The sequence below is a fragment of the Kitasatospora sp. NPDC059817 genome (assembly GCF_042731835.1).
Taxonomy (GTDB): domain Bacteria; phylum Actinomycetota; class Actinomycetes; order Streptomycetales; family Streptomycetaceae; genus Kitasatospora.
Genome location: NZ_JBHWIR010000097.1, coordinates 17442 through 28045, shown reverse-complemented (window position 1 = coordinate 28045; position 10604 = coordinate 17442). Strand labels below are relative to the sequence as shown.

Sequence of the window (10604 nt, the reverse complement as noted above, 5' to 3'; positions counted from 1 at the left end):
GAAGCAGGAAACATCCCGACCGCAGCGCTCACGCGCAGCGGCTCAGCCGCGAGGCTGAGGGGAATCCCCCGGCTTCAGCCGGGGGAGGAAGTCAAGTCTTCTCCTCGTGCAGCAGTCCGTTGTTCTTTGACACCAGGTCGACCGCGGCCGAGACCACGTGCCAGAAGAGCTCCTTGCCCAGGGCGGCGGTGGAGCCCGAAGTACTCGACAGGACACCCTGGTTGGTCGTGCGGCTCACGTCGGCGGGGTGCAGGTAGATCCCCGGGCGGGGTGGGTCGGCGTGGTCGGGCCGTGCGGGCGAGACCAGCTCCGGGCGGAGGTAGAGCATCAGGCTGGTCTCGGTGATCCCCGCGTGCTCGGCGTGCCACCCCGGAAAGAGCGGCACCCGCCCGGCCAGCCAGTCCGTGTCGACCAGGCTCCACCAGCTCAGCGCGATGAACTCCTTGCCCGCGGCCGCCGGCCGTCGGCCCACCTCGTCGAGGGCCTCGAAGAGGAACGGCTCGTTCTCGAAGTGGCCGTTGACGACCAGCAGTCGGCTCCACGGCAGGGCGCACAGCGACTCCAGCGCGTCCTCCAGGAAGGCCAGCAGGGACCGACCGCGCACGTAGACGGTGCCGGGGAAGGCCAGGCCGCCGCCGCTCTGCGGAAGCGACCGCGCCGCGATGGACTGCGCCGGCAGGGTCAGGGCGTTCAGCTCGTAGGCGATCTGCCGGGCGAACGCTTCGGCGAGCACGGTGTCCACGGACAGCGGCAGGTGCGGACCGTGCTGTTCGGTGGCTCCCACCGGCCACACCACGGTCCGCCCGGTGGTGGCCGCCAGGACGTCGGCGCTGCTCAGGTCGCAGAGCTGCGGCCCGGCGCTGCGGGGGGTCATGGCCGCACCCGGCCGGATCGGTCCGCGCCGGTGACGGGTTCGAGGCCCCGGCCGGTGTTCCCGGCGTTGGTAATCCCGGCGTTGGCGTTCCCCGTCCCGGTGTTGTCCGTTCCGGTGGTCTCGGCCACGATCCGGGTGAGCGTGGGGTACATGTCGGTGTGCAGCGCGGTGTACACCTGGGCCGCCACCGCGCCGACCGCCAGGTAGTCGTGCACGTCCCGGCCCGACTGCACGCCGCCGGAGGCCAGCACGGGAAGGGTGAACCCGGCTCGGCGCAGCTTCCACAGGGAGGCCAGCACGAGCGGCTTGATGCCCGGTCCGGAGTAGCCGAACACGCCGCCGAGTTGGAGGTCACCGGTCTCCGGGTGCACGGCGGCGGCGGGCAGGGTGTCGCTGATGGTCACCGCGTCGGCGCCGGCTCGGGCGGCGGCGAACGCCCGGGCGTGCAGGCCCTCCCCGCTGGCCAGCTTGACCGAGAACGGCACCCGCGTCGCAGCGCGGGTGGCCGCGGTGTAGGCGTGCACTCGCTCGGGGGTGTCGTCGAGGCCGTCCTCCTCGTTGAGGCAGGAGATGCCCAGTTCCAGTGCCCGGCAGCCCGTCGCCTCCACGCGGGCCGCCAACTCGGCGAGTTCCGCCGGGCTGTCGGCGTGCAGCGACGCGATGACCGGCAGCCCGTCCCTGGTCAGGTCGCGCAGGATGCGCACCCAGTGCTCGACGGACCGTTTGGAGTAGGTGGTGCTGTTGATCATTCCGGTGGGCAGCCTGACGAGGCGCTCGTCCAGGCCGATCGGCGGGTTGGGGTGGATGGTCTTGGTGACCACCGCGCCCGCGCCGGCGTCCAGCAGCCTGCGGATGTTGCGCTCCTGGTCGGTGAGCAGGCCGGAGCCGACCACGACCGGATTGGCCAGGTGCATACCCAGCAGGTGGGTCGGGGCCGCCATGTCAGGCCGCCGCCCTGGTCCGGCCCAGCGCCGCGAGCACGCCGTCGACCAGCAGTGCCGGGTCCTTGGCGATCTCCTTGGCGGACAGGAACGTTGCGGCGGCGACCTGGGCGAGTCCCTTGAGCAGGTGGCTGGCCGACTCGGAGAAGGGCTGGTCGGTGATGCCCACGATGGGGCGGCCCAGCGCGCTGGCCCAGCCAAGTTCGATGTGCGTGCCGTCCGTGCGCAGCAGGGTGCCGTCGAGCACCGGCAGGACCGGCACGAACACATCGCATTCGCGCATCCATGCGTAGTCGCGCACGGACACCTCTTCGGGGGTGAACGAAGCGGTGTCGGCACCGAATCGTTCGGCCACGTGTGCGGACAGCACGGTGGCGCCGGCCTGCCGCGACTGGTCGATGGTCAGTCTCAGGAAATCGTGGATCGGCGCCGCCATCCCGCCGGGCACCAAGGCGTGCTGGATCGGGCCGCCGACGAACACGGTGACGCCGCGCAGGGCGTCGGGGGTGACTTTCATGGCGTTTCGAAGCTCCTTCGAAGGAGTCTGCCGACAGCCGCGCAAGGAGGCGGACTTCGGTCGGCAGGAAGCAGAAATGGTCAGCGCTATCGACAGAAGTGGTCAGCGCCATCGGATGGTGCGCTCGCAGTGAACGGGGAGGAAGCCGGGGGTGAGGCCTGACGCTGCCACCGGGGAGCCCGATGGCGTTCCCGTTCCCGCGCTCTGTGTCCATCCGGACAAAGGGACGACCTCAGGCTAGTTCGGGATGATTCACCAGGACAAGAAGTATATGCGCCAGACGGAGATGCGTCTCAAATTGCACAAAAGGTGCATAGCTGCCGCTCGGCTGTCGATCGCGGCCCGCTCGGGAGGCGCGTTGCGGGCCGGTTTTCGCGGGTGTACGGACCGTGTGCTCGGAAATGGCCGAATCGCCGTCGAACTAATGTGCAAAAGAATTGTCGAATCCGGTGTTCGAAGGTGCGTGGCGGGTAAATCGTCGACCATTGACAGGTGATAAGGCCTCGGCTAGCTTCGATAAAGCGTGAATGGCCGGCGCCGCCTTGTATTTCGATCGGCGTCGGCCCGCTTTCGGCCCGACCGTTTCCGCGATCTCACTCGCCTTTCCGCACGCCGGACACCCGGTCGCCGCCTGTTCGAATGAACCCACCCAGAGGGGAAGTTCTGGTGAATCCTTTGCAGACCATCAAGCGAATTCTGCACTCCGAGGTGCTGGTGGAGGTGCCGATCGACCGGATGCGACTCGACGACAGGCTGCGCGAGAATTACGGCATGGACTCGCTCGGTTTCGTGGAACTGCGCGTGCAGTGTGAAGAGGCGTTCGACATCAGCATCCCCGACGAGGCCATCGCGGCGGGGGAGTTGTCCACCCTCGGCGATGTGCTGGCACTGGTCGAGCGGCTGTCGGGGGCCGACCGCCCCCCGGCCACCGCGTGAGCACGGCCCCGGTCGCCGGTGACGACCACGCCGGGGACCGGACCGGTGTGCTGTTGCGCGGCACGGACCTGCACCTCAACCACTACGGGTCGGCCCGGCTCCCGTTCGCCTGCGTGGGCGGCAGCGGCCTGCACCTCGACGTGGTCGACCTGAGCCCGGAACGCCGGGGCAGGCGGCTGCGGTTGCTGGACGCCAGCGGCGGCTACGCCAGCGCCACCCTGGGCGGCGACCACCCCGTCGTACGAGCGGCGCTCGCGCGCAGCACCGGAGTCGGCAACGTCACCGACGAACTGGGCTCGCTGGAACGGGCGGAGCTCCTCGACCGGCTCTTCGGCCCCGGCGGGCTGTGGACCGACCACTTCCCCGCGGGGCGGTACCACGTCAGCGGACGCAACTCCGGCTCGGAGGGCAACGAGTTGGCGCTGCGGCTGGTGCTGGAGTCCCGCTTCGACGGCCGGCGGCTGTGCCACCGCCCGGGCAAGGAGCAGCGCGACACCATCCTGGCCTTCCACGGCGCCTGGCACGGCTGGACCAGTGGGCTGGTGCAGCTGCTCAACCGCAGGTACTACCGGGCCGGGCTGCCCGGCGCGGACACCGCCGGCCCGTACGGAGTCCGGGTCCACCACATTCCGTTCGGCGACCTCGACGCCCTGACGGAGTACTTCGCCGAGTCCGCCGACCGGCTGCTGGCCGTCGTGGTCGAACCGATCCAGGGCGACGCGGGCATCCTCGCGCCTCCGCCCGGATACCTGCGCGAACTCGCGCGGCGGTGCGCGGCCGACGGCGTGCTGCTGGTGGCCGACGAGGTGCTGACGTTCGCCAAGACCGGCAGCTGGTTCGCCATGCGCGACGCGGACGGGCCGGTGCCCACCGACATCACCGTCATCGGCAAGTTCCTGGGCATGGGCACGGTGTCCACCTCGATGGTGATCGCCCGCAAGGAGCTGGCCGTCCGCTCCTCCGGCGCCGTGACCACCTCCGACCTGCGGCCACCGAACTGCGCGGTGATCCGCGACGGCATCGAGCACATCGAGACCGAAGGGCTGCTGCGACGCTCGGCCGACGTCGGCGTGGACCTGGCCAAGCATCTCGACGACGCCCTGGTGGGCCGCCACCCGGACGTGTTCACCGAGGTCCGCGGGAGCGGGGTCATGCTCGGCGTGGAACTGACCGCCGCGGCCGCGGACCGGATCGGCGCGCTGCGCCGGGAGTTGATCGAAGCGGGCGTGTACGCGGAGTTCATGGCGGGCGCGGGCAGACGCTCCGGCGGCCGGCGCTACATCCACCCCACCCTGCGGATCGTGCTGCCGCTGATCACCACCGGGACGCAGGCCGACGAGATCGTGGACCGGGTGGCGGCAGGCGCCCGGGCCCTGTGGTGAGCGGGGGGTTCCGCACCCGGGTCGAGCACGTCGACACCGACGCGACCGGGATCGTGCACTTCTCCCGCTACACCTCGCTGATGGAGACCGCGGGCACCGAACACCTCGAAGCGCACGGCGCGGGTCTGACCGCCTTCGGCGCGGCCGACGTCGACCTGGTGGTCGCCGACCTGCGGGTGACCTACCTCAACAGCGCCGTGTACCGCGACGTGATCATCGGGGACACCCGGGTCGACCACGTCGGCGCGGCCTGGTTCGCCCTCGCGGTACGTCTGCTGCGGGAGGAGCAGGACGGCACCCGCACCCCGCTGGTGGCCGGCGACCTCGTCTTCGCCGCCGTCGCCCCCGACACCCGGCGCGTGGTGCCCCTACCGGCACCGCTGCGACAGGCCCTGAGAGGAATCGTCCCGGATGCGACACCCGAACGAAACGGCACCCCCTCCCGTCACGGTCCGCGAGGCACGTCCGCTGGGCACCTCGGCCATCGCCGCCCTGGTGCGCGGACGCCACCCCCGCCTGTTCATCGACCGGGTTCTGGACCATGAGCCCGGCGTGTTCCTGCGCAGCATGTTCGCCGTCTCGGCGGAGATGGGCGCGCTGTCCGGGCACCTGCCCGAGCGCGGCCTGACCCCGGGGCTGATCCTGCCCGGCAGCCACACCATGCAGGCCTTCGCCCAGTCCGGCGTCCTGCTCTACCAGTTGAGCAGCGATCCGCTCGCCGACGACGAGGTCACCCTGGTCGGCACGGTCAAGTCCCGGTTCCTCGCCCCGGTCGTGCCCGGCGACCAGGTCGTGCTCGACGTCCGCGCGGACCGGCTGTCCGGCCCCACCTTCGCCTTCTCCGCCGTGGTGACCGTGGAGGGCCGCTCCGTCGCCGGGTTCCGCGGCGCGATGAGCCGGACGAAGGTCGACCCCGCGGCGGCCCGGCCGTGGTGACCCCGGTGATCACCGGACTGGCCTGGGACACCCCGCTGGGCCGGGACCAGGAGGCGGTGTGGGAACGGCTGTGCGCGGGCGACTCGGCGCTGGCGCCCGTCCACTCGCCGCACCCCTTGCGCAACACCGCCGCCGCCGTCATCGCGTCGGTGCCGTACGGGACCGGGGCGGGCGAGCGCCAGCGCGCGCTCGCCGGGCGGACGCTGTCCGCCGCGTTCGCGGACGCCGGTCTGTCCACCACCGACCCCGAGGTCGGCCTGGTCCTGGGCACCAGCTTCGGCGCCTGCCTGGACGAGGCGGAGCCGACGCTGCACGCCTGGGCCGACGACGCGGCGGCGGGCACCGGGCACCCGGGCACCCCGGTCTGCGTCATGACCGCCTGTTCCGCCGGATCGGACGCGATCGCCGTCGCGCACGCCCTGGTGCGCTCGGGCGAGCGGCGGGTCTGCGTGGCGGGCGGGGTCGACGTGGTCACCGAGGCCAAGCGGCTCGGGCACTCCGCGCTGGGCACGATGAGCCCCACCGGACTGCGGGCCTTCGACCGGTCGCGCGACGGGATGCTGCTCGGCGAGGGCGCGGCCTTCGTGGTGGTCGAACACCCCGACTCCGCCCGGGAGCGCGGCGCCCGGGTGTACGCCCGGCTGCGCGGGGCCGGCGCGGCCAACGACGCCGCCGGGCTCACCGCACCGGACCCGTCCGGGCGCGCCGTGCTGCGCGCCGTCGAACGCTGCCTGGCCTCCGCGGGCCTGGCACCCGCGGACATCGCGGTGGTCAACGCCCACGGGACCGGCACACCGCTCAACGACGAGGTCGAGGCGCGCAGCCTGCTGGAACTGTTCGGAGCCGACGGCCCGTTGGTGTTCGCCACCAAGGGGGCGTTCGGCCACAGCCTGGGCGCGACCGGGGCCATCGAGGCCGTGGCGACGGTCCTGGCACTGCGCCACCGACGAGTCCCCCCGGTCCTCGGGCTGCGCGATCCGGCGGCCCCGCTGCGGTTGGCCGCGGGATCGGCGCAACCCGTCGGCCCCGGCGCCGGACTGAGCCTGACACTGGGGTTCGGCGGGTTCAACACGTGCCTGCTGTTCGAAGGGGTGAGGGCGTGACACACGTGCCGACGGGCACCCGGGTTCTGGGTTCGGCGACGGTGGTCGCCGACGACCCGGACGAGTACGCGGTGAACAAACCGTCCTTCTACGCCGACCCGGCGGCCTGGCTGGTCGCCGAGACCGTGGACCGGGCACTGGCGGACTGCGCCGAACCCGTGCTCGACGACGCCGCCGACACCGGGATCCTGGTCATGAGCGCGACCGGGAGCGAACGGACGATGCGCCGCATCGCCGACTCGGTGCCGAAGTCCCGGGTGTCGCCGCTGCGCTTCGCCGGAGCGAACCCGGGCGTGCTGGCCGGGCTGCCCGCCCTGCGCCACGAGTTGCGCGGTCCGTCCCTGCTGCTGGCGGCGCACCCCGACCGAGTCACCCCCGTCGCGTTCACGGTGATCGGCGGCTGGCTCGCGGACGGCCACGCCCGGCACGTGCTCCTGGTCGGCCTGCAACCCGCCGGGGGAGAAGGGCAGTTGTGTCGCTGCCTGGTCCTGACCAGCGCCCGGGAAGACCGGTGAACGGCCTCACCCGGTCCGAGGTGGCCGACTTCCTGACCCGGGTCGAGGCAACCCCGGCCAGTACGGGCGGCGGCGCCCCGGCCGGGGTGGACGACGTGCTGGCGGACCTGGCCGGGCTGGGCCTGGCACCGGGCGACGCGGTCGTGCTCTGCCTCACCAACGGAGTCGAACTGCTGCGCGTGCTGCTCTCGTCGCTGCTGCTGGGCCTGGTGCCGCTGGCCGTGCCGCCGAGCACGCCGTGGCAGCGGGTGCGCGCGCTGGCCGGGCACGTCGGGGCCGGCGTCGTGGTGACCACCCGGCTGGCCGGCGCGGGGCCGCAACCGCCGGTGGGCGGCGCGTTCGCCGTACCGACCGGGCACCCCACCACCCCGTACCGGCCGGGCGAGATCCTGCTGTCCACCTCCGGCACCTCCGGGATGTTCAGCGCGTGCGTGCACCGGGTGGCCTCGCTCCTGCACAACGCCCGCCTGCACGCCGGGGCCACGGGCATCACCCCGGCCGACACCCTGCTGGTGAACCTGCCGCTGTACTACTCCTACGCCCTCGTGGCACAGGCGTTCGCCGCGTACGTGACCAAGGCGCGACTGGTGCTCGACGGGCCGCCGTTCTCGCCGGCCGCCTACCGCGACGCGGTCACCGCGCGCGGGGTCACCCACTCGGCGGTGACCCCGACGATCGCCCGCCAACTGCTGGCCGACCCCCGGCTCGTGCCACGCGGCCTGCGGGCACTGGCGGTCGGCGGGGACCGGCTCGCACCCGCGGAGGTGGCCCGCCTGCTGGCCGCGCGGCCCTCCGCGGAGCTGTACCTGACCTACGGGCTCACCGAGGCCGGACCGCGCGTGTCGACCCTGGCCGCGCACGCCGAGCCCGCGCACCGGTACGGCTCCGTCGGCCGCCCGCTGCCGGGAGTGCGCGCGTCACTGCGCGGGGTGCAGGACGACGTGGGTGAACTGCTGGTCGAATCCGGCACCGTGCTGCTGCGACGGGTCGGGCAGCACAGCGGCAGAGTCCTGCTGGGGCCGCGGACCATCGCCACCGGGGACGCCTTCTCGATCGACGACGGCTATCTGACCTTCCACGGGCGCCTGTCGGACTTCGTGGTCCTGCGCGGCGAGAAGGTCTCACTGAACACCGTCCGACAGGCCGCGCACGCCATCCCGGGGGTCGTGCACTGCGTGCCCGAGGTGGTGAACGAGGACGGCACGCAAGTCCTCCACGTCCACCTGTCCGTCACCGGTGCCCTCCCCGGCGGGGAGAAAGCACTGCGCCACCTCCTCAACTCCCAGTTGCTGCCCGCCGAACGCCCGCGCGCGGTGTTCGTCTCCACTGTCGACCCGGAGGCCTTCCGCAAATGACCCTCCGCCTCGGCTGGACCGTCCCGACGGCCCTCTCACCCGCCGGACTCCGCGCGTTCGCGGTGACCGCGGAGAGCCTCGGGTACGACCACCTGTCCGTCCCCGAACACCTGGTGTCCGGCGTTCCCGCCTACGAGAGCCTGACGCTGGTGGCGTTCCTGGCAGCCGTCACCACCCGGATCGAGCTGGCAACCGCGATGACGATCCTGCCGCACCGCCCGGTGGTGCTCGCCGCCAAGCAGACCGCGCAACTGGCCCATCTCAGCGGCGACCGACTGCGGCTGGGCGTCGCCATCGGATCCGACCCCGCCGAGTCCGCCGCCCTCGGCGTCGCCCCGGGCACCCGTGCGGCACTGTTCGAGGAACAGGTCCATGCGCTGCGCCTGCTGTGGACGCGGCCGGACGCGGACTTCGCCGGCGAGCACGTCGCGTTCTCCGGCGTCACCCTCACCCCCCGGCCGCGTCCCGTACCCCTCTGGATGGGCGGCGGCACCCTGCGCACCGGAGGACGACCCGGCTCACTGCGCCGGATCGCCACCCTCGCCGACGGCTTCACCATGTCCGGCCTGCTCGCCAACCGGGTCGACCGCGGTGCCGCACTCATCGCCGAACTGCGGACGGCGGTGACCGAAGCCGGCCGCGACTGGAGCGCCTTCGGCATCGAGGCCCGCCTGCGCCCCGCCCCCGGCCGGCCGGACACCTGGCGCTCCCTCGCCGACGCCTGGCGGTCCGCCGGCGCCACCCACCTCACCGTCACCACCGACGACCTCTCCCTGCTGGCCCCACTGCACGCGGCGCTGACCGGGTAGCACGCCGGCTCGCGGACCTGCCGAGTCGTCGCGGCCGCCGACCGGCTCGGCCTCCAGGCGGGCGAGGGTGTCTGCCGCGGCGGGGGTGGTCGGGGTGTAGACGACGATGAACTCGTGGGCGTCGTCGGCCATCTGGAAGGCGTCCCAGGACAGCTCGACCGTTCCGGCGCGGGTGCGCAGGCGCGTGATGTCGTGGGTGAGTTCCATGATCGAGTGCCGATCCCACAGGTCCGCGAACTCGGGGCTCTCCTGGCGGAGTCGGGCGATCTGCCGGGCGAACTCCGGGTCGTGCGGGCGCGCGGCGGCCTCGGTGCGCAGATAGGCGACCGTCTCGCGGGCCTTGGTCGGCCAGTCCACGTAGATGTCGCGCGCCCTGGGGTCGGTGAAGACGAGCCGGCCGAGCGTGCGCCGGGCTTCGGGGACGTCGGCGAAGTCGAGGAAGGCGTGGGCGGCGAGGTGGTTCCAGGCGAGGATGGCGCCGCAGTGGCCGACCAGGTAGGCGGGGGTGCGGCGCATCGAGTCGAGGAAGAGCTGGACGCTGGGGCGCACCGGGCCCCGGCGACCGGCCGCCTGCCGGGGCGGCGTGGCCGGGCGGGCGAGCGTGCGCAGGTAGCGGTGCTCGTTGGCGGTCAGGCGCAGCGCGACGGCGACCGCGTCGATGACGGCGTCCGAGACCCGGGAGGCCTGGCCGCGCTCCAGGCGGACGTACTGGTCGACGCTGACGTTCGCCAGCGCGGCGACCTCCTCCCGGCGCAGGCCCTCGACCCGGCGGACGCCTTGCCAGGGGGGTACGCCGACGTCCTGGGGGCGCAGTCGCGTGCGACGGGAGACGAGGAACTCGCGTATCGCGGCCTTGGTGTCCACGCATGCATCGTGCGCGATCCCCGTGCCGTCGCACAGACACCAACCGGCCATGTTCCTTCACGCTTCCCGCACACGGCAACGGCCGGACCCAGGGCAAGTCTTGCCCTCCCCAGGCGCGCTGACTGAGCGTCATGCTCATTCCACCCGCACCGCCAGGGCGGGTCCCGTCAACGGAAGGGATCACGAACCATGACTGAGAGCGCCTGGGTCAAGCCGGAGATGAGGTCCGACGAGTTCGAGGCCGGCATGAGCTGTTCCTGCAGCTGCGGCGCCTTCTCCGGCGCCGGCAGCGGCCACGGGATCGAGGACCCCGCGGCCGAGTGACGGCCCTGCCGAGATCGGCACCGCTCATCACGTAGCCGGTCGGTGCCC

General features: G+C 72.6%; 12 protein-coding genes and 1 pseudogene. 9 read left to right on the top strand and 4 right to left on the bottom strand.

The features are described from left to right. Positions 1-91: 91 nt before the first annotated feature. Genes ACFV61_RS21205 through ACFV61_RS21195 form a run of 3 tightly spaced genes read right to left on the bottom strand, consistent with a single transcriptional unit; the run spans position 92 to position 2332 of the window. Positions 92-874 carry a creatininase family protein gene (locus ACFV61_RS21205; RefSeq protein ID WP_380493276.1) on the bottom strand — a complete coding sequence of 261 codons (783 nt, stop codon included), beginning with the start codon at positions 872-874 and terminating at the stop codon, positions 92-94. Continuing rightward, the gene (locus tag ACFV61_RS21200) at positions 871-1815 is read right to left on the bottom strand and encodes a dihydroorotate dehydrogenase (RefSeq protein WP_380493273.1); all 945 of its coding nucleotides are present in this window, start codon (positions 1813-1815) and stop codon (positions 871-873) included. Before ACFV61_RS21200 ends, ACFV61_RS21205 begins: the two co-directional genes overlap by 4 nt. Before the next feature lies 1 nt (position 1816). After that, positions 1817-2332 (bottom strand): nucleoside 2-deoxyribosyltransferase, encoded by a 516-nt coding sequence (locus ACFV61_RS21195; protein WP_063351995.1) that lies wholly within the window; start codon positions 2330-2332, stop codon positions 1817-1819. 666 nt (positions 2333-2998) lie between these two features. On the opposite strand from ACFV61_RS21195, the gene ACFV61_RS21190 reads away from it, so the two are divergent. From ACFV61_RS21190 to ACFV61_RS21155, 8 genes are read left to right on the top strand one after another with little or no spacing between them, the layout of a single operon-like run. Continuing rightward, on the top strand, positions 2999-3268 hold the full coding sequence (locus ACFV61_RS21190) for an acyl carrier protein (protein ID WP_244293790.1): 270 nt from the start codon (positions 2999-3001) through the stop codon (positions 3266-3268). Then, entirely contained in the window at positions 3265-4650 is a 1386-nt protein-coding gene (locus ACFV61_RS21185; RefSeq protein ID WP_380369222.1) for an aminotransferase class III-fold pyridoxal phosphate-dependent enzyme, read from the top strand. Before ACFV61_RS21190 ends, ACFV61_RS21185 begins: the two co-directional genes overlap by 4 nt. Next, complete coding sequence (locus tag ACFV61_RS21180) at positions 4647-5195, top strand: acyl-CoA thioesterase (protein WP_380493269.1); 549 nt, start codon at positions 4647-4649, stop codon at positions 5193-5195. Before ACFV61_RS21185 ends, ACFV61_RS21180 begins: the two co-directional genes overlap by 4 nt. Positions 5196-5202: 7 nt before the next feature. Continuing rightward, positions 5203-5586: a polyketide dehydratase gene (locus ACFV61_RS21175; RefSeq protein WP_350876226.1), complete on the top strand. Its 384-nt coding sequence runs from the start codon at positions 5203-5205 to the stop codon at positions 5584-5586. A 5-nt stretch (positions 5587-5591) separates the two neighbouring features. Continuing rightward, on the top strand, positions 5592-6689 hold the full coding sequence (locus ACFV61_RS21170; protein ID WP_380493267.1) for a beta-ketoacyl synthase N-terminal-like domain-containing protein: 1098 nt from the start codon (positions 5592-5594) through the stop codon (positions 6687-6689). Next, on the top strand, positions 6686-7204 hold the full coding sequence (locus tag ACFV61_RS21165; RefSeq protein ID WP_380493265.1) for a polyketide synthase: 519 nt from the start codon (positions 6686-6688) through the stop codon (positions 7202-7204). The genes ACFV61_RS21170 and ACFV61_RS21165 overlap by 4 nt, the downstream gene beginning before the upstream one ends. Beyond that, a complete protein-coding gene (locus tag ACFV61_RS21160) occupies positions 7201-8559 on the top strand; it encodes a class I adenylate-forming enzyme family protein (RefSeq protein WP_380493263.1) in 1359 nt (452 codons plus the stop codon). Before ACFV61_RS21165 ends, ACFV61_RS21160 begins: the two co-directional genes overlap by 4 nt. Beyond that, positions 8556-9368: a TIGR03619 family F420-dependent LLM class oxidoreductase gene (locus ACFV61_RS21155; protein WP_380493261.1), complete on the top strand. Its 813-nt coding sequence runs from the start codon at positions 8556-8558 to the stop codon at positions 9366-9368. The genes ACFV61_RS21160 and ACFV61_RS21155 overlap by 4 nt, the downstream gene beginning before the upstream one ends. 66 nt (positions 9369-9434) lie before the next feature. Here the strand turns inward: ACFV61_RS21155 and ACFV61_RS21150 are convergent. Further along, positions 9435-10283: pseudogene (locus ACFV61_RS21150) on the bottom strand (helix-turn-helix transcriptional regulator); the annotation flags it as partial. A gap of 138 nt (positions 10284-10421) precedes the next feature. Here ACFV61_RS21150 and stsA point away from each other — a divergent pair. Continuing rightward, positions 10422-10556, top strand: coding sequence for a StsA family sactipeptide RiPP (stsA, locus tag ACFV61_RS21145; protein ID WP_279634967.1), 135 nt, complete (start codon positions 10422-10424; stop codon positions 10554-10556). Positions 10557-10604 lie beyond the last annotated feature (48 nt).